This window comes from Variovorax sp. CCNWLW225, from assembly GCF_037204045.1.
Taxonomy (GTDB): domain Bacteria; phylum Pseudomonadota; class Gammaproteobacteria; order Burkholderiales; family Burkholderiaceae_C; genus Variovorax.
The window spans coordinates 32,493-55,361 of record NZ_JBBCBV010000009.1; the positions used below are offsets into that span (position 1 = coordinate 32,493).

22 protein-coding genes are annotated in these 22,869 nt (G+C 66.2%); 9 read left to right on the forward strand and 13 right to left on the reverse strand.

Annotated elements, in window-relative coordinates:
* Positions 1-51 precede the first annotated feature (51 nt).
* The 6 genes from V9L20_RS16160 to V9L20_RS16185 all read right to left on the reverse strand — a co-directional run bounded on the left by V9L20_RS16160 (position 52) and on the right by V9L20_RS16185 (position 5,526).
* Entirely contained in the window at positions 52-1,485 is a 1,434-nt protein-coding gene (locus V9L20_RS16160) for a DUF3426 domain-containing protein (RefSeq protein WP_337297365.1), read from the reverse strand.
* 73 nt (positions 1,486-1,558) lie between these two features.
* Positions 1,559-2,449, reverse strand: a complete 891-nt coding sequence (prmA, locus tag V9L20_RS16165) for a 50S ribosomal protein L11 methyltransferase (protein ID WP_337297366.1) — start codon at positions 2,447-2,449, stop codon at positions 1,559-1,561.
* Between the two features lie 19 nt (positions 2,450-2,468).
* The gene (accC, locus tag V9L20_RS16170; protein ID WP_126747952.1) at positions 2,469-3,818 is read right to left on the reverse strand and encodes an acetyl-CoA carboxylase biotin carboxylase subunit; all 1,350 of its coding nucleotides are present in this window, start codon (positions 3,816-3,818) and stop codon (positions 2,469-2,471) included.
* Positions 3,819-3,820: 2 nt separating this feature from the next.
* Positions 3,821-4,282 (reverse strand): acetyl-CoA carboxylase biotin carboxyl carrier protein, encoded by a 462-nt coding sequence (gene accB, locus V9L20_RS16175; RefSeq protein WP_337297367.1) that lies wholly within the window; start codon positions 4,280-4,282, stop codon positions 3,821-3,823.
* A 98-nt stretch (positions 4,283-4,380) separates the two neighbouring features.
* The gene (locus tag V9L20_RS16180) at positions 4,381-4,926 is read right to left on the reverse strand and encodes a TlpA family protein disulfide reductase (protein WP_337297368.1); all 546 of its coding nucleotides are present in this window, start codon (positions 4,924-4,926) and stop codon (positions 4,381-4,383) included.
* Positions 4,927-5,526 carry a hypothetical protein gene (locus V9L20_RS16185; protein WP_337297369.1) on the reverse strand — a complete coding sequence of 200 codons (600 nt, stop codon included), beginning with the start codon at positions 5,524-5,526 and terminating at the stop codon, positions 4,927-4,929. It lies immediately after the preceding gene.
* Positions 5,527-5,627: 101 nt separating this feature from the next.
* On the opposite strand from V9L20_RS16185, the gene mpl reads away from it, so the two are divergent.
* Both mpl and V9L20_RS16195 read left to right on the forward strand, forming a co-directional pair.
* Positions 5,628-7,031, forward strand: coding sequence for a UDP-N-acetylmuramate:L-alanyl-gamma-D-glutamyl-meso-diaminopimelate ligase (gene mpl / locus V9L20_RS16190; protein ID WP_337297370.1), 1,404 nt, complete (start codon positions 5,628-5,630; stop codon positions 7,029-7,031).
* Positions 7,028-7,537 (forward strand): cupin domain-containing protein, encoded by a 510-nt coding sequence (locus tag V9L20_RS16195; RefSeq protein WP_337297371.1) that lies wholly within the window; start codon positions 7,028-7,030, stop codon positions 7,535-7,537. Before mpl ends, V9L20_RS16195 begins: the two co-directional genes overlap by 4 nt.
* 16 nt (positions 7,538-7,553) lie before the next feature.
* Here V9L20_RS16195 and V9L20_RS16200 read toward each other — a convergent pair whose 3' ends face one another.
* From V9L20_RS16200 to V9L20_RS16225, 6 genes are all read right to left on the reverse strand, one after another.
* Positions 7,554-8,672, reverse strand: a complete 1,119-nt coding sequence (locus V9L20_RS16200; protein WP_126747946.1) for a 3-deoxy-7-phosphoheptulonate synthase — start codon at positions 8,670-8,672, stop codon at positions 7,554-7,556.
* Positions 8,673-8,898: 226 nt separating this feature from the next.
* Positions 8,899-9,441 carry a hypothetical protein gene (locus V9L20_RS16205; RefSeq protein WP_337297372.1) on the reverse strand — a complete coding sequence of 181 codons (543 nt, stop codon included), beginning with the start codon at positions 9,439-9,441 and terminating at the stop codon, positions 8,899-8,901.
* 47 nt (positions 9,442-9,488) lie between these two features.
* Complete coding sequence (gene tldD, locus V9L20_RS16210; protein ID WP_258504058.1) at positions 9,489-10,949, reverse strand: metalloprotease TldD; 1,461 nt, start codon at positions 10,947-10,949, stop codon at positions 9,489-9,491.
* 95 nt (positions 10,950-11,044) lie between these two features.
* Positions 11,045-12,199: a rod shape-determining protein RodA gene (gene rodA / locus V9L20_RS16215; protein WP_337297373.1), complete on the reverse strand. Its 1,155-nt coding sequence runs from the start codon at positions 12,197-12,199 to the stop codon at positions 11,045-11,047.
* Positions 12,200-12,231: 32 nt separating this feature from the next.
* On the reverse strand, positions 12,232-14,067 hold the full coding sequence (locus V9L20_RS16220) for a sensor histidine kinase (RefSeq protein ID WP_337297374.1): 1,836 nt from the start codon (positions 14,065-14,067) through the stop codon (positions 12,232-12,234).
* A gap of 17 nt (positions 14,068-14,084) precedes the next feature.
* Positions 14,085-14,810, reverse strand: a complete 726-nt coding sequence (locus V9L20_RS16225) for a response regulator transcription factor (protein ID WP_157612057.1) — start codon at positions 14,808-14,810, stop codon at positions 14,085-14,087.
* A gap of 369 nt (positions 14,811-15,179) precedes the next feature.
* Between V9L20_RS16225 and V9L20_RS16230 the strand changes: the two genes are divergently transcribed.
* From V9L20_RS16230 to V9L20_RS16250, 5 genes are read left to right on the forward strand one after another with little or no spacing between them, the layout of a single operon-like run.
* Positions 15,180-15,773 carry a YqiA/YcfP family alpha/beta fold hydrolase gene (locus V9L20_RS16230; RefSeq protein WP_126747940.1) on the forward strand — a complete coding sequence of 198 codons (594 nt, stop codon included), beginning with the start codon at positions 15,180-15,182 and terminating at the stop codon, positions 15,771-15,773.
* A 51-nt stretch (positions 15,774-15,824) separates the two neighbouring features.
* On the forward strand, positions 15,825-17,882 hold the full coding sequence (locus V9L20_RS16235; RefSeq protein WP_337297375.1) for a ribonuclease catalytic domain-containing protein: 2,058 nt from the start codon (positions 15,825-15,827) through the stop codon (positions 17,880-17,882).
* Between the two features lie 51 nt (positions 17,883-17,933).
* The gene (locus V9L20_RS16240) at positions 17,934-18,785 is read left to right on the forward strand and encodes an energy transducer TonB (RefSeq protein ID WP_258504054.1); all 852 of its coding nucleotides are present in this window, start codon (positions 17,934-17,936) and stop codon (positions 18,783-18,785) included.
* A gap of 34 nt (positions 18,786-18,819) precedes the next feature.
* Positions 18,820-19,677, forward strand: coding sequence for a shikimate dehydrogenase (aroE, locus tag V9L20_RS16245; protein WP_337297376.1), 858 nt, complete (start codon positions 18,820-18,822; stop codon positions 19,675-19,677).
* Positions 19,674-20,420: a transglycosylase domain-containing protein gene (locus V9L20_RS16250; RefSeq protein WP_337297377.1), complete on the forward strand. Its 747-nt coding sequence runs from the start codon at positions 19,674-19,676 to the stop codon at positions 20,418-20,420. The genes aroE and V9L20_RS16250 overlap by 4 nt, the downstream gene beginning before the upstream one ends.
* On the opposite strand, the gene V9L20_RS16255 is transcribed toward V9L20_RS16250, so the two are convergent.
* On the reverse strand, positions 20,365-20,802 hold the full coding sequence (locus tag V9L20_RS16255; protein WP_337297488.1) for a DUF2809 domain-containing protein: 438 nt from the start codon (positions 20,800-20,802) through the stop codon (positions 20,365-20,367). The two genes, V9L20_RS16250 and V9L20_RS16255, sit on opposite strands and share 56 nt — an antisense overlap.
* A gap of 7 nt (positions 20,803-20,809) precedes the next feature.
* On the opposite strand from V9L20_RS16255, the gene V9L20_RS16260 reads away from it, so the two are divergent.
* Together V9L20_RS16260 and V9L20_RS16265 are read left to right on the forward strand one after the other, a co-directional pair.
* Positions 20,810-21,715 carry a lysophospholipid acyltransferase family protein gene (locus V9L20_RS16260; protein WP_337297489.1) on the forward strand — a complete coding sequence of 302 codons (906 nt, stop codon included), beginning with the start codon at positions 20,810-20,812 and terminating at the stop codon, positions 21,713-21,715.
* A 164-nt stretch (positions 21,716-21,879) separates the two neighbouring features.
* On the forward strand, positions 21,880-22,869 hold the full coding sequence (locus V9L20_RS16265; RefSeq protein WP_337297378.1) for a phosphatidate cytidylyltransferase: 990 nt from the start codon (positions 21,880-21,882) through the stop codon (positions 22,867-22,869).

Sequence of the window (22,869 nt, forward strand, 5' to 3'; positions counted from 1 at the left end):
GGTTGAAGGATGAATGAATGAAATGAACGAGGCACGGGCGCGAACCCGGGCTTAAGGATAGAACGCTTCCACGCGGTAGCCGGCAATGGGCGGCAGCGTTGCCGCCTCCGTTGCGGACAACGTGAGCGGCAGCGATGCGGCCTGGTCGGAGCGCGCCGCAAGCACCGTCGGCGCACCGTAATCCGAAGCCGCCAGCACGCGGCGCACCACTGCCCGCTCCTGCGTGTCGAGCAGCGAAAGCTCGATGGCCGGCATGGCCAGCGGAACCGTGGCACCGTTGCGCAAGGTAAAGCTGAGCCGGTAGTCGTTGCTGCCGGTTTTCTCGCGCGCGAAGGCGGCGCCTTCGATCACGATGTCGCCGATCTGGCGCAACGCCGTGAGCTCGCAGCCGGTCAATCGGCACATGGCGGCGAATGCGGGGCGCAGGTTCGGCTGGCGGGCCACGATGCCATTGCGCTCGTGATGAAAGACCTGCGCGACGAACAGCACAACGGCCAGCACGGCGAAGAACCAGAGCGCAAATCGTACGACGCCGCGATGCCAGAACCCTTCGGTGCCACGGTCCGCCTTCTCGTCACCGGAGAAAGGAACCCTGTCCGAATCCTCCGCTTCGTGAAGCGGCGCCGGGAGCGGCAGAGGACCCGAATCGCCGTCCAGTTCGCTCGCCTGCCTCACCATCGACGCGGACGCCTTTGCGGCGGTGCGCTCATCGCGCGCCTTGGCGCTCGCGATCTTGGCCGACTTGATGCGTGCCCGGCGCAGCGCCTTCTGCATCTGCACCTGGTCGCGGTCTTGCGCGGCCTCGTGCTTTTCGTCTTCGACGCTGGCCGATGCCGCCATTTCGCGAGCCTTGATGCGCAAGGCCGGCAAGGGAGGCGGCGGTGGTGGTGGCGGCGAAGGTGGCGCCGCGAGATTCAGGTCGATGTTCGGAAACGGGGGCAGCGAGCTCGCAGGTGGCCGCCATTCGGGCTCGTTGGCCTCGAAGTCGGACCACAACTCGTCGGCGATGATTCCGTGCGCAGGCAGGACGAAGGCCGTCGCGGACGGCGTCGCAGGTGCGGAACTTGGCGCAGGCGTCGGTGCAGGCCTGGTCTCCGGAAGCGGCGCCGGCGGCAGAAGCTCGTCCGTTTCTTCCAGCGGCGACGAAGCGACCGCGTCCGACGCTTCACCATGCTCCGGTTCGTCGTCGAAGAAGTCCGCGTCTTCCGTCGCACTCGAAGACTCCGGCCCGGCCTGCTCGGCCTGCGTAGGGTGCTGCTGCTCAGACGGCCCGGGCTCCGCCTCGGCCTTTGCGGAAGGCGCCGTCGGAGGCGGAGGTGGCGCCGCCGGACCCGGCACGCCGTCCGGCGCCTCGTGCAGATCGAGCGTGGCGTCGAACACATGGCTGCAGCGGCCGCAACGTACCCATCCATCCGAGATGCGAAGCTGGTCGCGCACCACCTTGAAGGTGGTGGCACAGGCGGGGCAACGCGTGACAAGGCTCATGACCGGGCGATTGTAGGGTTGAGCCCCCGCCTCGCGAGCGGTGCGCGACGGTGCGAAATCCCGGCCGCGCTGCTCAGCAGCGAGCCGTCATCAGGATCCAGCCGTCCTCGCTGTCGCTGACCTCGAGCGCGGCATAGGGCGCGTAGGCCTGCTTCAGTTCGTCGGCCTGCCGCTCGAGAATGCCGGCGAGCACCAGCGATCCACCCGGCGCCACGTGGCTGCGCAGCAAGGGCGCAAGCACCTTGAGCGGCGTTGCAAGGATGTTGGCCAGCACCGTGTTGTAGCTGCCCTTGGCCGCTTCCGGCAGGCCGGCATTCAGGCGCACGCCATTGGCTTCGGCGTTGAGGCGGGTCGACGAAACGGCGGCCTCGTCGATGTCGACGGCATCGATATCGCGTGCGCCGAACTTCGCCGCGCCAATGGCAAGAATGCCCGAGCCGCAGCCGTAGTCGAGCACGCGCTGGTCGCCGAATGCGCCTTCGCCCTGCTTCGCGATCCAGCGCAGGCACATGCGCGTGGTGGGGTGCGTGCCGGTGCCGAAAGCGAGCCCCGGGTCGAGCCTGATCAACTGCCTGGCTTGCTCGGGCGGCTCATGCCAGGTGGGCACGATCCAGAACTCGGGCGTGATTTCGACCGGCGCGAATTGCGACTGCGTGAGCCGCACCCAGTCTTGATCGGGCACCGGCGCCACGCCGAGCACCGCGCAGCCTTCGAAGAAGTCTTGCAGCGCGAGCACCGACGCAGCCTCTTTGGCAAGGGCTTCGTCGGCGAACAGCGCAATGACGCGCGACCGCTGCCAGCCCTCCTTGGGCGGCGGCATGCCAGGCTCGCCGAACAGCGCCTGCTCGGCATCGGTCTGCGCGTCGGCGTCTTCCACCGACACGCTCAGCGCATCGAGTGCGTCGAGCGCGTCGCTGACCATTTCGACCCGGTCTTCCGGCGCCATCAGGCGAAGTTCAAACATGGGTGGCGTCGGGTGTTGCTCAGCGCTTGTGTGCCGCCAGCCACTCTTCCAGGTAGTGGATGTTGGTGCCGCCGCTCATGAACTTGGCGTCGACCATCAGCTCGCGGTGAAGCGGAATGTTGGTCTGGATGCCTTCGATCACCGTTTCGTTCAGCGCCGTGCGCATGCGCGCCATGGCCTGCTCGCGCGTGTCGCCATACACAATGATCTTGCCGATCATCGAGTCGTAGTTGGGCGGCACGAAGTAGTTGGTGTACGCATGCGAATCGACGCGAACGCCAGGGCCGCCCGGCGGGTGCCACATGGTGATGCGCCCCGGCGACGGCGTGAACTTCCAGGCGTCTTCGGCGTTGATGCGGCACTCGATCGCGTGGCCGCGCATTTCGATCTGTCGCTGCGTGAACGGCAGCTTCTCGCCCGCCGCCACCATGATCTGCGTTTTCACGATGTCGATGCCGGTGGTGAACTCGGTCACCGGGTGCTCCACCTGCACGCGCGTGTTCATCTCGATGAAATAGAACTCGCCGTTTTCGTACAGGAACTCGAAGGTGCCGGCGCCGCGGTAGCCGATTTTCTTGCAGGCCGCCGCGCAGCGCTCGCCGATCTTCTCGATCAGCTTGCGCGGAATGCCGGGCGCCGGCGATTCCTCGATCACCTTCTGGTGGCGCCGCTGCATGGAGCAGTCGCGCTCGCCCAGATAGACCGCGTTCTTGTGCTTGTCGGCCAGGATCTGGATTTCAACGTGGCGCGGGTTCTGGAGAAACTTCTCCATGTACACGGCCGGATTGTTGAACGCAGCGCCGGCTTCCGCCTTGGTCATCTGGATCGCGTTGACCAGTGCCGCTTCGGTGTGCACCACGCGCATGCCGCGGCCACCGCCGCCGCCGGCGGCCTTGATGATGACCGGGTAGCCGATGGCGCGCGCGATGCGCTTGTTGGTGGCGGCGTCGTCGGACAGCTCGCCCTCGGAGCCGGGCACGCAAGGCACGCCGGCCTTGATCATGGCCTGCTTGGCCGAGACCTTGTCACCCATCGTGCGGATGTTGTCGGGCGTGGGGCCGATGAACTGGAAACCGCTTTGCTCCACGCGCTCGGCGAAGTTGGCGTTTTCGCTCAGGAAACCATAGCCGGGGTGAATCGCTTCGGCGTCGGTGACCTCGGCCGCCGAGATGATCGCCGGCATGTTGAGATAGCTCAGCGACGATGGCGCGGGGCCGATGCACACGGCTTCCTGCGCCAGCTTGACGTACTTTGCGTCGCGGTCCGCTTCGGAATAGACCATCACGGCCTTGATGCCGAGCTCGCTGCAGGCGCGCTGGATCCGGAGGGCAATTTCCCCCCGGTTTGCAACTAGGATCTTCTTGAACATGGTCACTCGATGATGAACAGCGGCTGGCCGTATTCGACTGCCTGACCGTTTTCGCCGAGGATCTGGGTGATCGTGCCGGACTTGTCCGCTTCGATTTCGTTGAGGATCTTCATCGCTTCGATGATGCAGACGGTGTCGCCCTCGTTGACCTTGCTGCCAATCTCGACGAACGCTGGTGCGCCCGGGCTGGACGAACGATAGAAGGTGCCGACCATCGGCGACTTGACCGCATGCCCGGCGGGCGCGGCTTCGGCGGCCGGCGCGGCAGCAGCAAGCGCAGGCGCCGCAGGCGCACCGGCGGCGGGAGCAGCGGCAGGTGCCGCCACGGTCTGAACATATTGCACCGGGGCAGCGCCGCCGCCCTTGACGATGCGAACCTTGCCTTCGGTTTCGGTGATTTCCAGTTCGGAAATATTGGATTCCGACACCAAATCGATCAGTGTCTTGAGTTTGCGCAGATCCATGAGGCTCCAGTGCCGACTTTGCCGGTCATTAGGATGTAACTTGGCCAAAAATCGTTGATCTTTAGCGATTGGCGGCGAATGCCGAGGTGTATCTGATTCTAACCGTGAACGAGTTCACGTCGCCACGTGTCCAGATCGGCGGGCTCGAGCTTGCCCATTTTACGAGCCGCGACGGTCCCCGCGCCCGTAAGAACCAGCGTGAACGGCAATCCTCCGGCGGTGTTGCCAAGGCTTTTTACCAGTTCAGTACCCTGCAAACCGGCCAACCCAAGCGGGTAGCTGACGGGCGTCTTCTGCAGGAACTTGCGGACGGCGCTAGGCTGATCTATCGCCAAACCGACGACTTGCCAGCCGTTCGCGCCATTTTCGCGGAAGAAGCGATCGATCATCGGCATTTCTTCCACGCATGGCGGGCACCACGTGGCCCAGAAATTCAACAGCAGCGGCTTGCCGCGTAGGCTCGAGAAAACCAGTTCACCGCCCTCCGGACGGTCGAATCGCTGATCCCAGAAGGCGGCATCCAGGACTTCGCCTTTGGTGCTGCCGCCACGCTCACGCCACCACGCGCCGCCCAAGCCTGCCGCGGCGGCCGCGACCGCCACGCCGCCATACATGAGGCGGCGCCGTGTGGGCGAAGAAGTCATTCACTTGTCCTTTTCTCTTTCAATCAGCCGGCGCAGCGCGGCCAGATCGCCGCGCGGTGTGCGCCCCTGGGCGTCGGGCCGGAGCGCTCCGCGCAGGTCGTCGAGGTCGTACACCAGCAGGTGAACCCCGATTTCCTCGCCCAACGCACGGCTTGCGGCATGCACGCTCAATGCCTCGACCTGCTCACCGTGAAATCCGGTGACCATTCGCGGCTCGTAATCCACGTGATGGTCGATGAGGGCAATTTCGGCCGACTTGGAATCATCGCAGAACAATTGAATATAAATGTCTGACAGCCGCGTGGCCGTGCCGTGCCACACAGCCCCCCCGATGTGCGGCCGGAACGCCGCCATGCGCTCCATCCATTCGAGCGCGAGCAGCCGCAAGGCACGCAGCTCCTGCGGCTGGGTATCGGCGCAGTAAAGCGCGATGTAGTCACGCACTTCGGCCTCGACCTCGTCGTTGTTCGGCAGCGCCGTGCGCGACGACAGGCCAAGGTCTCGCACCGCCCGGCGCTTGGCCGGGCCGTACTCCAGCCCCTCCTCGACGACGAGTCGGGCTGCGGTGGCGGCGATCTCACGCTTGGTGGTCGTGTCCATCGGAACATTTTGCCCGCACTACGCCGCCCTCACACCAAACATCAGTACAAAGGGCAAGGCTGCGGCGCGGCCGCGGCATGCGGCCTCCCTAGAATCGCCCGATGCACATTCATATTCTTGGCATCTGCGGCACGTTCATGGGCGGATTGGCCGCCCTGGCGCGCGAAGCGGGCCACCGGGTCACGGGCTGCGATGCCGGCGTGTACCCGCCCATGAGCGATCAGCTCCGGTCGCTCGGCATCGACCTGATCGAAGGCTTCGGCGCCGACCAATTGGCACTTTCACCCGACATGTTCGTGGTCGGCAATGTGGCTTCGAGGGCCCGGCTACCCGACGGCAGCCCCAAGTTCCCGCTGATGGAAGCCATCCTCGATGCCGGCAAGCCCTACACCAGCGGACCGCAGTGGCTCGCCGAGCACGTGCTGCTGGGCCGACACGTGCTTGCCGTGGCCGGAACCCACGGAAAGACCACCACCACGTCGATGCTGGCCTGGGTGCTGGAGAAAGGCGGCAAGGCGCCGGGCTTTCTGGTGGGCGGCGTTCCGCTCGACTTCGGCGTGTCGGCCCGGCTTGGCGACGGCCCGGCATTCGTCATCGAGGCGGACGAGTACGACACCGCCTTTTTCGACAAGCGCAGCAAGTTCGTGCACTACCGCCCGCGCACGGCGATTCTCAACAACCTGGAATTCGACCACGCGGACATCTTCGATGACCTCGCCGCCATCGAACGGCAGTTCCATCACCTCGTTCGCACGGTACCCGGCAGCGGGCGGCTGGTGGTCAACGCCACCGAAGAGAGCTTGCAGCGCGTGCTGAGCCAAGGCTGCTGGAGCGGGCTCGCCCGCTTTGGCGCTGGCGGTGAATGGCAGGCGCGCGGCACGCACGACGCCTTCGACGTGCTGTACCGCGGCGAGGCCGTGGGCCGCGTCGAATGGGAGCTTTCAGGCCTGCACAACCAGATGAACGCGCTGGCCGCCATAGCGGCAGCCGAGCATGTGGGCGTTGCGCCGGCCGATGCGGCCAAGGCACTCGGCAGCTTCCGCAACGTACGCCGGCGCATGGAGTTGCGCGGTACGGTCGAGCGCAGCGGCGGCGCAATCACCGTCTACGACGACTTCGCCCATCACCCGACCGCCATCCGCACCACGCTCGACGGCCTGCGCAAGAAGCTCGACGATGCCGGCAAGCAAGGCGAGCGCATCCTCGCGGCCTTCGAACCGCGCAGCAACACGATGAAGCTCGGCGTGATGGCGGCGCAGCTCCCATGGAGCCTGGAAGCGGCCGACCTGTCCTTCTGCCACACCGCCGGGCTCGACTGGGACGCCGCCGCGGCCTTGGCGCCGATGGGCGACCGCGCGCAGGTAGCCGGTGCCGTCGAGCCGCTGGTCGCGCAGATCGTTGCCGCGGCGCGGCCTGGCGATCACATCGTCTGCATGAGCAACGGCGGCTTCGGCGGCGTGCACGACAAGCTGCTTGCGGCGCTCCGCAGCGCGGCGGCCCCATGACCGCCACGCGCGCCCGCGAACTGATCGAGAGCCTGAAGCTGCAGCCCCACCCCGAGGGCGGCTGGTACAGCGAGGTGTTCCGTTCGGCCGCGAGCGTGGTTCCCACCGATGGCCGCGCGCCGCGCAGCGCGCTCACCAGCATCTACTTTCTGCTGGAGGCCGGCCAGCATTCGCGCTGGCACCGGGTGCTCTCCGACGAAGTGTGGGTACACCTTGAAGGCGTGCCGCTGGCACTGTGGACGTGCGATGCCGCCATGCGCACCGCGCCGGCGCACGTGCGGCTGGGGCCGGTCGACGCACACGGCACGCGCCCGCAGCACGTGGTGCCGGCAGGCCAGTGGCAGGCCGCCCGGCCAATCCAGGGCCACACGAGCGGCGACTACACACTGGTCGCCTGCATGGTCGGCCCGGGCTTCGATTTCGCAGACTTTTCCCTGGTGCCGCCCGAAAGCGCTGAAGCCACCGCCATGCGGCACCACTGGCCCGAACTGGCCGGGATGCTCTGATCCCGCCCAGCCGGTTTTATCCCCGGCGCTGCTTGACCGCCTGCGACAGCACGTCGAGCACCTGCACCGAATCGTCCCAGCCCAGGCAGGCGTCGGTAATGCTCTTGCCGTATTCGAGGCCCGCGATCTGGTCCTTGCCCGGCGTGAACTTCTGCGCACCGGCTTGCAGGTGGCTCTCGACCATCACACCGAAAACGCGGTTCGATCCGCCCGCGATCTGGTTGGCGATGTCTTTCGCCACGTCGATCTGCTTCTGGTGCTGCTTGGAGCTGTTGGCGTGGCTGCAGTCGACCATCAGCGTGGGCGGCAACTTGGCAGCTTCCAGGTCCTTGCAGGCGGCCTCGACGCTCTCGGCGTCGTAGTTCGGCGCCTTGCCGCCGCGCAGGATCACGTGGCAGTCGCGATTGCCGTTGGTCTGCACGATGGCCACCTGGCCGTTCTTGTGCACCGAAAGAAAGTGGTGGCCGCGCGCCGCCGCCTGGATGGCGTCGGTGGCGATGCGGATGTTGCCGTCGGTACCGTTCTTGAAGCCGATGGGCGCCGAGAGGCCCGAGGCCAGCTCGCGATGCACCTGGCTCTCGGTAGTGCGCGCGCCGATGGCGCCCCAGGCGATCAGGTCGCCAATGTATTGCGGCGAGATCACGTCGAGGAACTCGCTGCCCGCCGGCAGCCCGAGCCGGTTGATGTCGATGAGCAGTTGCCGCGCAATGCGCAGACCCTCGTCGATGCGGTAGCTTTCGTCCAGGTACGGATCGTTGATGAGGCCCTTCCAGCCCACCGTGGTGCGCGGCTTCTCGAAGTACACGCGCATCACGATCTCCAGCGTGCCGGCGTACTTTTCGCGCTCCACCTTCAGGCGGCGGGCGTAGTCGAGCGCTGCGGCCGGGTCGTGAATGGAGCACGGCCCCATGATCACCAGCAGCCGGTCGTCCTTGCCGGCCATGATGTTGTGGATGTTGCGGCGGGTGCCCTCGATCAGCGTTTCGACCGGCGTGCCGCGAATCGGGAAGAAGCGGATCAGATGTTCGGGAGGGGGCAGCACGTTGATGTCCTTGATGCGTTCGTCGTCGGTCTTGCTGGTTTTTTCGACGCTCGCATACCAGCTGTCGCTGGCGGGGGCAGTGTTCGTGCTCATGGTGCTTTTCCTTGTTGGAGTGAAATCGTCAGGGCATAAAAAAACCGCCGGGGGCTCTGGGCCACCGGCGGTTCTGGGAGGGTGTTCGTTTGCTTTACGCGCTCGCCTCTCGTCCGCCGGAAACCGGGAACCAAAAGTAGGCAAAGAAATAAGCGCGGAGGGCGGACATGTGGGCGAAATGTAGCACGGAAAACAAAAAGCCGGGCAAAAGCCCGGCTCCGAACGCTCAGCGGTATCCCGATTCGTTGGGGTTGTGAATGATCCAGATCAGGTTGCCGCCAGAGTAGTCGCCCATGCCGCCGCCCGCGAAAACCAGCCGGCCCTGGCCCTTGTAGGTCATCTCGTAGCGGTGGCGGTCGCTGCCGAAATAGAACGGAATGAAGGCCTTGCCCGTGACATAGGCGCCCTGGTCCGTCGGCTGGCCGGCGAGGTCGGTGACCTGCTTGGCGCTCATGCCGATCTGCAGGCGCGAGAACTTGCTGTTGCGGGCGGGAACACCCGTGATTTCGCCTTCGTAGCCATTCAGGCCCTTGACGGTGCGGCCGCTGCCGGCTTCGACCTTGGACGAATCAATGACGTTGCCCTTGGCGTCCATGCCGGCCTTGACGCCGCCGCGCGCCGGAGCGGCGGGTGCGCTGGCAGCGGGTGCCGAGGCCGCAGGCTGGCTGCTGTCGCCCGAACCGCCGCGCGAAGCGCAACCTGCGGTTGCGAGCGCCACTGCGGCGGTTGCAGCCCACAGGGCCCCGGACGAATTGATCCTGATCCTCATCGAATGCTCCTCTTTTTGAAAAATAAGGAGCGGAGCTTAGCAAGCTCTCAGGCCGTTCCGCCTACGGTCAAACCATCGATGCGCAAGGTCGGCTGGCCGACGCCCACGGGCACGCTCTGGCCTTCCTTGCCGCAGGTGCCAACGCCCGAATCGAGCGCCATGTCGTTGCCGATCATGGTCACGCGGGTGAGCGCGTCAGGGCCGTTGCCCACGATGGTCGCGCCCTTCACGGGGTATTGGATCTTGCCGTTCTCGACCCAGAAGGCCTCGCTGGCCGAGAACACGAACTTGCCGCTTGTGATGTCGACCTGGCCGCCGCCGAAGTTGGTGGCGTACAGGCCCTTCTTGATGCTGGCGACGATCTCCTTCGGATCCTTGTCGCCGCCGAGCATGTAGGTGTTGGTCATGCGCGGCATCGGCACGTGGGCGTAGCTCTCGCGCCGGCCGTTGCCGGTGGGCTTGACCTTCATGAGGCGCGCGTTGAGCGAATCCTGGATGTAGCCCTTGAGAATGCCGTCTTCGATGAGCACGTTGCGCTGGCTCGCGTTGCCCTCGTCGTCCACGTTGAGCGAGCCGCGGCGGTCGGCAATGGTGCCGTCGTCCAGCACCGTCACGCCCTTGGCCGCCACGCGCTGGCCAATGCGGCCCGAAAACGCGCTCGAGCCCTTGCGGTTGAAGTCGCCTTCCAGCCCGTGGCCGATGGCCTCGTGCAGCAGGATGCCGGGCCAGCCGGAGCCGAGCACCACCGTCATTTCGCCGGCGGGCGCCGGACGGGCGTCGAGATTGGTCAGCGCGGCCTTCACGGCCTGGTCGACGTATTCGGCCATCTGCTCGTCGGTGAAATAGGCCAGCCCGAAGCGCCCGCCACCACCGCCGGAGCCGACCTCGCGCCGGCCGTTCTGCTCGGCGATCACGGTCACCGACAGCCGCACCAGCGGCCGCACGTCGGCGGCCAGGGTGCCATCGGCGCGCGCCACCAGCACCACGTCGTACTCGCTCGCCAGGCCGGCCATGACCTGGGCCACGCGCGGATCGCGCGAGCGCGCGAGCTTTTCGACCCGTTCGAGCAGCTTGACCTTGGCCGTGCTGTCGAGCGTGGAAATGGGGTCTACGCCGTTGTAGAGCGAACGGCTCGAAGCGATCTTGCGCGCCGGCGTCTTCACGCGGCCGGTGCGGCCGGCGGAGGAAATCGAGCGGACCGTGCGGGCCGCATCGAGCAGCGACGCCTCGGAAATATCGTCCGAATAGGCGAAAGCGGTTTTCTCGCCGCTGACCGCGCGCACGCCGACACCCTGGTCGATGCTGAAGCTGCCGGTCTTGACGATGCCTTCTTCCAGGCTCCAGCCCTCGCTGCGCGTGTACTGGAAGTACAGATCGGCATCGTCCACCTTGTGGGCGGTGATCTCGGCCAGGGCCTTGCTCAGGTGCGATTCGTCGAGCCCGAACGGCGTAAGCAGGAGCTGTTGCGCCGTGGCAAGGCGCTCGATGGTGGGTTCGCGAGAGATCATGAAGTGGATTCTAGGGCTCGCCTCCGGACCGCGCGCGCCCGGCGGCGCTTCGCCTTCCCCCGGCCGGGGCCAACAACCGCGCTGCGGCTGCGTGCCTAGCTTTGAGAAAGCTTCCTGGCCCGGGCGATGGACATCAGGATGCCCAGCCCCAGCCCCAGCGTGACCATCGCAGTGCCGCCGTAGCTGATGAAAGGCAGCGGCACGCCCACCACCGGCAGGATGCCGCTGACCATGCCCATGTTGACGAAGGCGTAGGTGAAGAAAATCATCGTCACCGCCCCCGCCAGCAGCCGCGAGAACAGGCTCGTGGCGCTGGCCGCGATGGCCAGGCCGCGGAAGATCAGCAGGATGAAGGCGGCAATCAGCGCCAGGTTGCCCACGAGGCCGAATTCTTCGGAATAGGCCGCAAAGATGAAGTCGGTGGTGCGCTCGGGAATGAATTCGAGATGCGTCTGCGTTCCCTGCATGAACCCCTTGCCGCCCACGCCTCCCGAGCCGATGGCGATCATTCCCTGGATGATATGAAAGCCCTTGCCCAGCGGGTCCTTGCTGGGGTCGAGCAGGGTGCAAACGCGCTGCTTCTGATAGTCGTGCAGCACCCGCCAGTCGACGCCCTCCGCGCACAGCCGCGACTCGAAGCTCACGATCAGCGTGATGGCCACGGCGCCGATCACCACCGGCGGCACGATGAGCTTCCACGGGAGCCCGGCGAAAAAGATCACGGCCAGGCCGGCAGCGAGCACCAGCAGCGAAGTGCCCAGGTCGGGCTGCTTCATGATGAGCCCGACCGGGATGGCCAGCAGCACCGTGGCCACCACAAAATCGAGCGGCCGCAACTGGCCTTCGCGGCGCTGGAACCACCAGGCCAGCATCAGCGGCATCGCGATCTTGAGGATTTCGCTCGGCTGGATCACCACGCCAAGGTTGATCCAGCGCGTGGCGCCCTTCTTCGTGATTCCGAAGAGCGCAACCGCAATCAACAGCGCCACCCCCGTCACATACACCGGCACCGCGAACATCATGAGGCGCTGCGGCGGCACCTGGGCCACCACGAACATGATGAAGCCCGCCAGCAGCATGTTGCGGCCGTGGTCGGCAAAACGCGAGCCGTGGTCGTAGCCGGACGAATACATCGTCAGCAACCCGGCGAACGCCAGCAACAGCACGGCAAAAGCCAGAAAGCCGTCGAACCCCTGGAAGATGGGCGCGACGCGGCGCGCCAGGGAGGGCTGATTGAACACGGCGGACATGGGGCTGGATTATCCGCGCCCGGCACGCCCCGTCAGTCGAATTCGAACTGAACGACCGTGCGTCCCGGTCGGCTTTCGACCGCCAGCCGCGCGCCGACGGCGCCGGCACGCTCCGTGAGCGCCCGCGGCACCTGGGACGCGTCGAAACCCCGGCCGTCATCGATCACGCGCAACTGCACCTTTCCGGCCGGCGCTTCCGACTCGATCCGCAGCGTCTTTGCCTGGGCATGCTGCATCACGTTGGAAACCGCCTCGAACAGCAGGAACTGCAATTGCCGCATGCCTTGCGCATCGAGCCCCTTTACCGTCGGCACCTCTTCCACGCCCCACTCCAGCCGGATGCCCGCGGCCGCCAGGCGCGGCTCCAGCCGGTAGCGCAGCGCCGCCAGCAGGGCGCCCACATCGCCCGGCGGCAGGTGAATGGAGTCGATCGAGAGCTTGAGCTGGTCGAGGGAGTCGCGCAGCGTGCGCAGCAGCTCTTCGGAGCTGGCCTGGCCGGACTGCAGTTGCCGGATGGCCGAGCTGATGTGCGAGCCCACGCCGTCGTGCATGTCGCGCAGGATGCGTTCGCGCTCGTGGGTGCGGGCCTGGTCGCGCGCCACCTGCTCCAGTGCCGCGAAGGTCGATGCGAGCTCGCGTTCGCGCTGCGCCACTCGCTGGGCCAGTGCCGCCACCGAGCCGCGCGCTTCGATGCTGGCGGCGCGAAAGCGACGCAGCACGATCAGCAGCAGCGCAATACCGAAGAACACGGAGGAATAGCGCACCCAGGTGGTTTCGCCGTAAGCGTCGCTCAGGCGGATCACCAGCCAGTCCCGGATGCCGAAGCCCAGCGTTGCCAGCGCGGCGGCTGCCACCAGCAGGCGCCCCAGGTTCGGCCGCCGCACAGTCGCCACCACGAAGGCGCAGACGAACAGCGCGATGAACACGATCTCCGCCGCAAGCCAGCCGGTAAGCCAGTACGGCTCCTCGCGGAACAGCGCCATCGAGCTTGCGGCGACCGTTCCGGCAACCACTCCCCCCATTGGCCACCGCAGCCAGCGCATGCGGGGCCTGTGGTCCCAGCCCGCTAGGTGGTAGCAGAACATCATGGCGGACGCCGCCCAGCCGGCATAGCAGGCGGCCATGAGCACACCCCAGGCCGGCCAAGGCAGAGGGGGTTCGGCAATCACGCCGTCGGCCACGCGCAGCGCCCAGCAGAATTCGGCGAGCGCCGTCCAGAAATAGATGCCGTCGCGCCGATGCCGCCCCACGGCCTCGGCGTCCACCTGGGTGAGCCACAGCGCCAGTGCAATGCCGCCGACGATGAGGCTGAAGGCACTCAGGAGCACCGAGCCCGTAAAGCGCCAGCCATAGGCCGTTTCGAAAAGCTCGGTGCGCACGGGGGTGGCCGGCCCGATCGTCACGCGTGAAAGCCCGGCCCGCCGGGCGCCGTCGGCGCGGATGCGAATCTGCAGGCGGTTGTCGCCTACTTTCAGCAAATGCCCCGGAATCGGCACATAGATGGGCGCCTTGGCGTAGTCGGGCCCGTTGCCGCGGCCCAGATCGCCGTACACCTGCAGCAATGCGTCGTTGAGCGACACCTCGAGGACGTTGCCGGCCCGCGGAATGAAGATGCCCCATGGCGTCTCGGGCGCGGCGTCGAGCGTGAAAGGCAGTTCGAAGCTCGCGAAGCCGGGGCGCCCCCGGTGCTGGCGATCCCAATGGTAGGAAAGCTCGACGGGCGCTGTCCGCGTGGCACCGTCGACGGTGACGGTCGCCGTGCCGCTGCGCAGCTCAAGAGGGCCATCCGCCGCCGCGGCAACCGCCGGCGCCAGCAGGACTACCGCAAGCCAGAGCGCGAACAGCGCCCTCCACGGCCTTGCGAACATGCGCCCTGCCACACGGCTCACCCGGGGTGGGACAGCAGGCCGAGGCGCGTCGCTTCGAACACCGCCTCGCTCTTGGAATGCACCGCCAGCTTGCCGTAGAGATTCTTGATGTGGGTTTGCACCGTGTGCACGCTCAACCCCTTGAGCCGGGCGATTTCCGCATAGGAGAAGCCGCGCGCAATCAGCGTCAGCACTTCATGTTCACGGGCGGAGAGCAGGCTGGGCGCCGTGCTGTCGATGGCCGCCTGGGGCACTGCCGCGGCGGGCGTGCCCGCCGTCTGCAGGCTGCGGTACTTGGCAAGCACCCGCCGCGCGATCATGGGCGAGATCGGGGACGCGCCGGCCTTCATCTCGACGATGGTCTGCGCGATGTCCTCGGGTGCCGCGTCCTTGTGGATGTAGCCGACAGCGCCGGCCTCGATGCTGGAAAGCACGTTTTCCTCGTCGCCGAAGACCGAGATCACCAGCGGCTCGCAACCCGGAAAGCGCGCGACGGCCTCGCGGATCACGTCCAGCCCGCTGCCGTCGGGCATGCCGAGATCGACCAGCAGCACGTCGGGAATGGTGGCGGTCTGCGCAAGCCATGCCAATGCCTCATGCACGGTGCCGGCGCTTCCAAGCCAGAAGAGGCTTGCGCTGCGCTGCACGCTGGCCTCGAAGAAGGCACGCGCGCGGCTGTCGTCCTCGACCACGAGCACGCCCCAGCGGCGTGCCGTTCCAGGATCAGGAGCCTCGATATTCATGGGCTTAGCATAAGCCGCCACGTCGATTCAAAAGGCCGCGGCACCTCCCATCTTCATGGGATGCAGGCATCGATCCCGGGCCGCGAAACTTCGCGCCGCTTGCAAAAACGCAACAGCACCAGGCGAACTTGGCCACTCCTGGTGCATCAGCTGAGTACTTTCGGGTTCCGGGACACGGCCCGCGCCCGATCGGATGCAGAAAAATCCCGCGGGCCGGAGATTCCAGTGGTAAACATTCACCTCCCCGCACGAAGCCTGCATGCGAGAGCCCTCACCGGCACCCGCGCCCCGCACGAGGACCTCATGCAAAATTACCCGGCTCCTTCTATGGAGTTGCGTCGAACGCAACATTTTCAGTCTCCGCCTCGCATGGATCCGAAAACCACTCACCTGTTGTATCTGCACGGTTTCCGCTCCTCGCCCCGCTCGACCAAGGCGCGGCTGATGGCGCGGCGCGTGGCGCTGGAGCACCCCAACCTGCAGTGGTGGTGCCCGCAGTTGCCACCCTCTCCGCGCGAAGCGATCGACATGGTGATGAAAGGCATTGCCGACTGGCCGCGCAAGTCGATGGCCGTGGTCGGTTCATCGCTCGGCGGCTTCTATGCCACCTACGTTGCGGGAATGACGCGCTGCCGCACCGTGCTGCTCAACCCCGCCGTGCACCCCGCGCGCGACCTGCAGCTCTATATCGGCGACCAGACCACGTGGCAGGACCCGGCCGAGCACTTCTATTTCCGGCCCGAGTACATCCAGGAGCTGCGCACCATGGAGGTTGGCGCCCTCACGCGCCCCGAGCGCGTGCTGGCCATCATCGCCAAGGGCGACGAGGCGCTCGACTGGCATGAAATGTCGGCGCGCTACCCCGATAGCAACATCAAGCTGCTCGAGGGAGGCGACCACGCGCTGTCCGATTTCGAGCAGAACCATCTGGACGACGTCATCGACTTCATCAACCCGGTCTGAAGTCCTCCGGCGCCGGGCGGCGGGCCGGGTCCAGCGTGGGACAATCGGCTCATGTTTGTATTGTTTGAAGAAGCCGGCAAGTACCTCGGCGGCCGCGTGTTGTCGGAGGCTGAAGCATCGGCGCAGGTCGAGCTCGACACCGGCAAGCGCGTCAAGGTCAAGGGCGCCAATATCGTGTTGCGTTTCGAGAAGCCGTCCCCGGCCGAGCTGATTGCCGAAGCGCGCGCCATCGCCGCCACAATGGACCTCGACCTCGCATGGGAGTTTGCGGCCGAAGGCGAATTCGGCTTTGCAGAACTCGCGGCCGACTATTTCAGCGACAAGCCCACGCTCGCACAGCAGGCCGCCGCGCTGTTCGCGCTGTTCGAGGCACCGCACTACTTTCGCCGCGCAGGCAAAGGGCGCTTCAAGAAGGCGCCGGCCGAAATAGTGCAGCAGGCGCTGGCCGCCATCGAAAAGAAAAAAGTCGTCCAGGCGCAAATTGTCGAGTGGGCCGGGCAGCTGGCCGAAGGCGTGTGCCCGCAGCCGATTCGCGAGCAGCTCTACAAGATCCTGTTCAAGCCCGACAAGAACGCGCCCGAGTACAAGGCCGTGGTCGACGCCGCGCGCGCCACGCAGCGCCCGCCGCTCGAGCTGCTGGAGCGCGCCGGCGCCATCGATTCGCCCTACCAGTTCCACTGGCGCCGCTTCCTTTTCGAGAATTTTCCCAAGGGCACGGGTTTTCCGGCACTCGCCGCACCGGCCATCGCCGACGACCTGCCGTTGGCTGCCGGCGTACAGGCTTTCTCGATCGACGATTCGCAAACCACTGAAATCGACGATGCGCTGTCGGTGCAGGGCCTCGGCAGCGGCACGGTCACGGTCGGCATCCATATTGCCGCGCCGGGCCTTGCGCTCACGCCGGGCAGCGCCATCGACCAGGTGGCGCGCGCACGCATGTCCACGGTCTACATGCCGGGCCACAAGATCACCATGCTGCCCGACGAGGTGGTCAACGCCTACACGCTGCTCGAAGGCGGAGACCGGCCGGCCGTGTCGCTCTACGTGCGCTTCGACGAAGCCACGCTCGAACTGCAGTCCAGCGAGACCAAGCTCGAACGCGTGCCCATCGTGGCCAATCTGCGCCACGACCAACTCGACAGCATCGTCACGCAACCCTGGCTCGAAGACGCATCGTTCACGAACGAGAACACGCCCGAGGCGGCTGCGAACTTGCGCGCACCGCTTTCCTTCCTGTTCCGCCTTGCAAAGCAATTGAAGGCCCAGCGCGAAGTAGTGCGCGGCAAGCCCGAGAACTTCAACCGGCCCGACTACAACTTTCGCCTCGTCGGCAACGATGGCGAGCCGGACGGCAGCGAGCAGGTGCAGATCACCACGCGCCAACGCGGTGCGCCGCTCGACCTGATCGTGTCCGAGGCCATGATCCTGGCCAACAGCAGCTGGGGCGGCTGGCTCGGCGAGCTCGGCGTGCCGGGGCTCTACCGCAGCCAAGCCAGCTTGGCGCCGGGCATCAAGGTGCGTATGGGCACGCGGGCATTGCCGCATGCGGGCCTGGGCGTGAAGAGCTACGCCTGGAGCACCTCGCCGCTGCGCCGCTATACCGACCTCGTGAACCAGTGGCAGATCATCGCGGCCGCGCGCCACGGCAAGACGGCCGCACTGGCCGCACCCTTCAAGCCGAAGGACGCCGACCTGTTCTCGATTCTCTCGGGCTTCGACGCCGCCTACGCAACCTACAACGCCTACCAGGGCGGCATGGAACGCTTCTGGACGCTCAAGTACCTCGAGCAGCAAGGCATCACCGAGCTTGAAGTCACTGTCATCAAGGACATACAGAACGGCGCGCTGGTGCGTGCGGACACGCTGCCGCTGGTGTTTCCGGTCGCGGGCCAGCAGGAGCGCGGTGCGCGCCTGCGCGTGAAGCTCGGCGAGATCGACGAAATTGCGCTCGACGTGCACGGCACGGTGCTCGAGCGCCTCGATGCGCCCAAGGCGGATGCCGCAGCCGACGAGGAAAGCGGCGACGAGGAAGAAGAAGTAGCCGGTCCCATCGCGATTGCGGTCGACCTCACCGACAGCGAGCCGGCACCGGAGAACACGCCGGCGTGAGCGCCGCGCGGAACATAAAAACCATTCAATGAGCCGCGAGGAGCGTCGTCAATGAACTTCAGGGATCTGAGCACGCTGCAGATTGCACTCGGTGTGTCGATCATCGCGCACGCCGCGCTTCTGACGGTGCGCTTCGTCGACCCTGAATCGTTCAACCGGGTCTTCAGCGACACGCCGCTCGAGGTGATCCTGGTCAACAGCAAGACCAACGACAAACCCGACGCCACGGCCCGCGTCATGGCGCAAACCTCGCTGGCCGGCGGCGGCGACCTCGAACGGGGCCGCGCCACGAGCCCGCTGCCGCCGTCGAGCTTTACCGCCGTGGGTGACTCCGCCGAAGAAGCGCAGCGCCAGGTCGAGGCCATGCAGGCGCAGCAGATGCAGCTGCTCGCGCAGCTCAAGCGCGACCTGGCCGCCATGCCCGCGCCCGATCCACGCGTTTCGGGCGACCCGAAGGAAGCCGTGGCCCGCGAGGAAAAGCGGCGCCAGATGGTCGAGCTGCTGGCCGAAATCGAACGGCGCGTGAACGAAGAAAACGCACGCCCCAAGAAGCGCTACCTGAGCCCTTCCACACGCGAGGCGGCCTATGCCATCTACGTGGACACACTGCGCCGCCGCATCGAGGTGCGGGGCACCGAGAACTTTCCCACGGCGGCCGGCAAGAAGCTCTACGGTCAGCTCAAGATGACGATCACCATCAACCACGACGGCAAGATCCTCGACACCGTGGTCGATGAAAGCTCGGGCGACACCACGCTCGACCGGCGCGCCAAGGCCATCGTGCACAGCATCGGCAACTTCGGCAAGTTCACCGATGCCATGCGCAAGCAGACCGACCAGATCGTGCTGCAGTCGCGCTTCAAGTTCACGCGCGACGAAACCATCGAGCTCTCTTCTCAATAGCAACCCAATAGCAACAACTGCGAATCACGGCGCCATGGACCTGTACTGCGTAATGGGCAACCCCGTCGAGCACAGCCGCTCGCCGCGCATCCATGCCCGATTTGCCGAACTCTGCGGCCAGGAGCTGGAATACACCCGCCGGCTCGTGCCGATCGGCGCCTTCGCCGAAGGCGTTGCCGGCTTCCAGCGAGAAGCCGCCGAACACGGCAACGTCGCGCGCGGCTGCAATGTCACGGTGCCCTTCAAGTTCGATGCGGCCGCAATTGCACAGCACACCAGCGAACGCGCCCTGCTCGCGCAAGCGGTGAACATGCTGCGCTTCGAAGCGGACGGCAGCATTCACGCCGACAACACCGACGGCATCGGGCTGGTCAACGACATCGTTCGCAACGCCGCCGTGCCGCTGGCCGGCCGCGAGCTGCTGCTGATCGGTGCGGGGGGCGCTGCTGCGGGCGTGCTCGGACCGCTGCTCGATGCGGGCGCCTCGCGCATCGTCGTGGCCAACCGGACCGTCGGCAAGGCCATGGCCCTGGTGCAGCGCCATGCGGCCTTGGCCTTGCGCCACGGCGCCACGCTCGAAGCGTGGGCGCTCGACGAAGTACCCGGCAATTTCGACGTGGTGATCAACGCCACCGCCTCCAGCCTTGCGGGCGATGCGGTGCCGGTGCGTGCGCAGGTGCTGCGCCCCGGCGCGCTCGCGGTCGACCTGATGTACGGGCCTGCCGCCGCCGGCTTCATTGCCTGGGCCGAAGCGCACGGCGCCGTCGGGCGCGATGGGCTCGGCATGCTGGTCGAGCAAGCGGCCGAAGCCTTCGAGGCCTGGCGCGGCGTGCGCCCGCCCGCTGCGCAGGTGCTGGCCGAATTGCGCGCTTCAATCGCCGCCGGCCAATGAAGGGGCTGCTGCGGCTGATTGCGTACCTGCTGGTCGCGGCGGTGGCGCTCGAGCTTTTCTTCGTGGCGCGCATTGCCGCGATGGCCGTGATCGCTCCGCAGAGCACGGCGTTCCAGCGCTCCGAAGCCTGGCAGATCGCCATTCACCAGGGTAGCAAGGGCGCCTGGCGCCAGGAGTGGGTGCCCTACGCACAGATCAGCGACAACCTCAAGCGGGCCGTCATCGCCAGCGAGGACGCCGACTTCATCGACCACAACGGCGTGGAATGGGAAGCCATCGAACGCGCGCGGCAGCGCAATGCCAAGGCCGAGGAGCTTGCGGCCCGGCGCGCGGCGCGTGCCATTGCGCGCGGCAAGCCGGTGCGGCCCGTGCAGTTGCGTGGCGGCTCCACCATCACGCAGCAGCTTGCGAAGAACCTGCTGCTCTCCGGCGAGCGCACGCTACTGCGCAAGGGCCAGGAACTGGTGCTCGCCATGACGCTCGAGGTGCTGCTCGACAAGCGCCGCATCCTCGAGATCTATCTCAACAATGTCGAATGGGGCGAAGGCGTGTTCGGTGCCGAGGCCGCAGCCCAGTACTACTTCAGGAAGCCCGCCTCGCGCCTGAGTGCCGGCGAGGCCGCACGCCTGGCGGTGATGCTGCCCAGCCCCAAGTTCTTCGAGCGCCGGCTGGGCTCGTCTTCTTACCTCAGCGGACGGGCTTCGACCATCGTGGCGCGCATGCCGTCGGCCGAGTTGCCCTGACTGCACCGCACAGCGCTTCGATGGCCAGCACGGCCGCAAAGCCGATCAGGTAGGCCAGCACGTCCCACCAGTCCGCCGTGCTGCCGAGCACAATGCGCAGGGCGCGGTTCGGAATGTGCAGGTGCCAGGCCGATGCCAGGAACTGGCCCAGCTCGACCGCCAAGCCCAGCGCGAGCGCGGCCAGCGCCAACGGCAGCACGCGCGCGGCAATGAAGGTCTTGAAGACGACATAGACCCACGCCACGGCCAGCACATCGCCGAAGAAACTCCGCAGCCAGCCCCATCGCGCGCCGACGGTGGCCAGCAGCACGAGAACCACGAACAGGGCCACCGCCCACACCAGAGAAAGAGGATCGAAACGCCATCGCATGCCCCGTATCATCGCGCCCATGCTGGCAAAGCTCACAGGTTGGTTGTTGTTGGGAATCGTCCGGTTGCTCACGGGGGCCCAGGCACGCTGGTACGGCTGCCCGCCCAAGGCCGAGCAGCGCATCTATTTCGCCAATCACCAGAGCCACGCCGACCTCGTGATGATCTGGGCCGCCCTGCCCGAGGAACTGCGCAGCATCACCCGGCCCATTGCAGCGCGCGACTACTGGGCCAATACGCCGTTCAAGCGATGGATCACGACCGAGGTGTTCAACGCGGTGTATGTTGAACGGGCGGCCGCTGCGCCCGCTTCGGCAGCACCGGCGGCAGTCCCTGCGGCGGAACCTGAGGCGCCGCCCGCGCCAGTACGCGACACCGTTGCAGCGCCGGCCGAGCGCATCGAGCCTTCGATGGAACCGTTGCTTCCACTGGCGCCAGCGGCCCAGACCGTCGTCGATGTGACTCCCGAGGCTTTCGACGAAGTGCAAGGGCGGCTCGATCTTCCCGCGCCGCCGCCGCCACCTCCCCCGGTCGCGCCCCCTGTCGAATCACCGTCCGTCGCGTCGGAAACAGCGCCTTCGGAACCCGCTGCAGCTCCCACCTCCGATCCGCTCGCACCCTTGGTCGAAGCACTGCGCAGCGGCGACTCGATCATCATCTTTCCCGAAGGCACGCGAGGCCACACGGGCGAGCCGCAGAAGTTCAAGTCGGGCCTCTACACACTCGCCACGATGTTTCCCGATGTGGTGCTGGTGCCCGCATGGATCGACAACGTGCAGCGCGTCATGCCCAAGGGCGAGATTGTGCCGGTGCCGATCCTGTGTTCCGTGACCTTCGGTGCGCCGATTCGCGTGGAAGAAGGCGAAGAGCGCCGCCCTTTCCTCGATCGCGCGCGTGCTGCGGTGATTGCTTTGCGCGATGTTTGAAATGAAGGCTTTTGCTTTGCGTGGTGTTTTTTGCGGGCCGTCTTCGGGACGCGCACCCGCCGACGGGGGACATTCGCGGAGGGGAGTACCCGGTGGCCTTTGCACAAGCCCCGAACAACAGCGCCTAGAACGCAGTCCCCAACAACGCGCGAAGGAAAACTGACATGAACCAGTTCCTGCGCAGCCTCACCCCGACCCAGCAAGTCGCGACCCTGTTCCTCATCGTCTTCGGCCTGCTCGTGATCGCAAGCACAGCGGCGCTCTTCCTGAGCTTCAGGGAACGCCGCAACCCCGTGCACGATGCCACCTGGCAAGCCGAACTCGCCCACTATCGCAAGCTGCTGGGCACCACCTGGTTCATGGTCATCGTGTTCTGGGTTGGCTGGGCCTTGGGCGAAACCGTGGCCACCGTGCTGTTCGCGCTCATCGCCTTCTTCGCGCTGCGCGAGTTCATCACCCTTTCGCCCACACGCCGCGGCGACCACCGCAGCCTGATCCTGGCCTTTTTCGTGGTGCTGCCGATCCAGTTCTGGCTCGTGGCCACCGCGCGCTTCGACCTGTTCACCGTCTTCATTCCGGTCTACGTGTTTCTCGCGATCCCGGTCGCAAGCGCACTCGCCAACGATCCCAGCCACTTTCTCGAGCGCAACGCCAAGCTGCAGTGGGGCATCATGGTCTGCGTCTACGGCATGAGCCACGTGCCGGCGCTACTGCTCCTGAGCTTTCCGGGCTACGAAGGCAAGAGCGCATTCCTCGTGTTCTTCCTGGTGTTCGTGGTGCAGACCTCGGTGCTGGTGCAGCACGTGATCTCGCGCCGCACGCAGCGCAAGCCCTTTGCACCCAACGTGAGCCGCAGCTTCAACTGGACCAGCTGGGGCATCGGCATCACGGTGGCCAGCCTGGTGGGTGCGTTGTTCTCGTTCATCACGCCGTTCAAGTTCGGCCAGGCGCTTGCCGTGTCGTTCATCGCGTGCATCGCAGGCTCCATGGGCCACCTGGTGATGAAGGCGCTCAAGCGCGACCGCGGTATTCCCAACTGGGGCAAGAAAGGCGTGGGCGTGACCGGCGCCAATGGCCTGCTCGACCGTGTGGATGCGCTGTGTTTTGCGGCGCCCATCTTCTTCCATTCGATCCGCTGGTACTTCAACGTCTGA

Bases quoted from the DNA above. Each gene is read 5' to 3' on its own strand.
- V9L20_RS16160 (WP_337297365.1), bottom strand. From the start codon at position 1,485: ATGAGCCTTGTCACGCGTTGCCCCGCCTGTGCCACCACCTTCAAGGTG.
- prmA (WP_337297366.1), bottom strand. From the start codon at position 2,449: ATGTTTGAACTTCGCCTGATGGCGCCGGAAGACCGGGTCGAAATGGTC.
- accC (WP_126747952.1), bottom strand. From the start codon at position 3,818: ATGTTCAAGAAGATCCTAGTTGCAAACCGGGGGGAAATTGCCCTCCGG.
- accB (WP_337297367.1), bottom strand. From the start codon at position 4,282: ATGGATCTGCGCAAACTCAAGACACTGATCGATTTGGTGTCGGAATCC.
- V9L20_RS16180 (WP_337297368.1), bottom strand. From the start codon at position 4,926: ATGACTTCTTCGCCCACACGGCGCCGCCTCATGTATGGCGGCGTGGCG.
- V9L20_RS16185 (WP_337297369.1), bottom strand. From the start codon at position 5,526: ATGGACACGACCACCAAGCGTGAGATCGCCGCCACCGCAGCCCGACTC.
- mpl (WP_337297370.1), top strand. From the start codon at position 5,628: ATGCACATTCATATTCTTGGCATCTGCGGCACGTTCATGGGCGGATTG.
- V9L20_RS16195 (WP_337297371.1), top strand. From the start codon at position 7,028: ATGACCGCCACGCGCGCCCGCGAACTGATCGAGAGCCTGAAGCTGCAG.
- V9L20_RS16200 (WP_126747946.1), bottom strand. From the start codon at position 8,672: ATGAGCACGAACACTGCCCCCGCCAGCGACAGCTGGTATGCGAGCGTC.
- V9L20_RS16205 (WP_337297372.1), bottom strand. From the start codon at position 9,441: ATGAGGATCAGGATCAATTCGTCCGGGGCCCTGTGGGCTGCAACCGCC.
- tldD (WP_258504058.1), bottom strand. From the start codon at position 10,949: ATGATCTCTCGCGAACCCACCATCGAGCGCCTTGCCACGGCGCAACAG.
- rodA (WP_337297373.1), bottom strand. From the start codon at position 12,199: ATGTCCGCCGTGTTCAATCAGCCCTCCCTGGCGCGCCGCGTCGCGCCC.
- V9L20_RS16220 (WP_337297374.1), bottom strand. From the start codon at position 14,067: ATGTTCGCAAGGCCGTGGAGGGCGCTGTTCGCGCTCTGGCTTGCGGTA.
- V9L20_RS16225 (WP_157612057.1), bottom strand. From the start codon at position 14,810: ATGAATATCGAGGCTCCTGATCCTGGAACGGCACGCCGCTGGGGCGTG.
- V9L20_RS16230 (WP_126747940.1), top strand. From the start codon at position 15,180: ATGGATCCGAAAACCACTCACCTGTTGTATCTGCACGGTTTCCGCTCC.
- V9L20_RS16235 (WP_337297375.1), top strand. From the start codon at position 15,825: ATGTTTGTATTGTTTGAAGAAGCCGGCAAGTACCTCGGCGGCCGCGTG.
- V9L20_RS16240 (WP_258504054.1), top strand. From the start codon at position 17,934: ATGAACTTCAGGGATCTGAGCACGCTGCAGATTGCACTCGGTGTGTCG.
- aroE (WP_337297376.1), top strand. From the start codon at position 18,820: ATGGACCTGTACTGCGTAATGGGCAACCCCGTCGAGCACAGCCGCTCG.
- V9L20_RS16250 (WP_337297377.1), top strand. From the start codon at position 19,674: ATGAAGGGGCTGCTGCGGCTGATTGCGTACCTGCTGGTCGCGGCGGTG.
- V9L20_RS16255 (WP_337297488.1), bottom strand. From the start codon at position 20,802: ATGATACGGGGCATGCGATGGCGTTTCGATCCTCTTTCTCTGGTGTGG.
- V9L20_RS16260 (WP_337297489.1), top strand. From the start codon at position 20,810: ATGCTGGCAAAGCTCACAGGTTGGTTGTTGTTGGGAATCGTCCGGTTG.
- V9L20_RS16265 (WP_337297378.1), top strand. From the start codon at position 21,880: ATGAACCAGTTCCTGCGCAGCCTCACCCCGACCCAGCAAGTCGCGACC.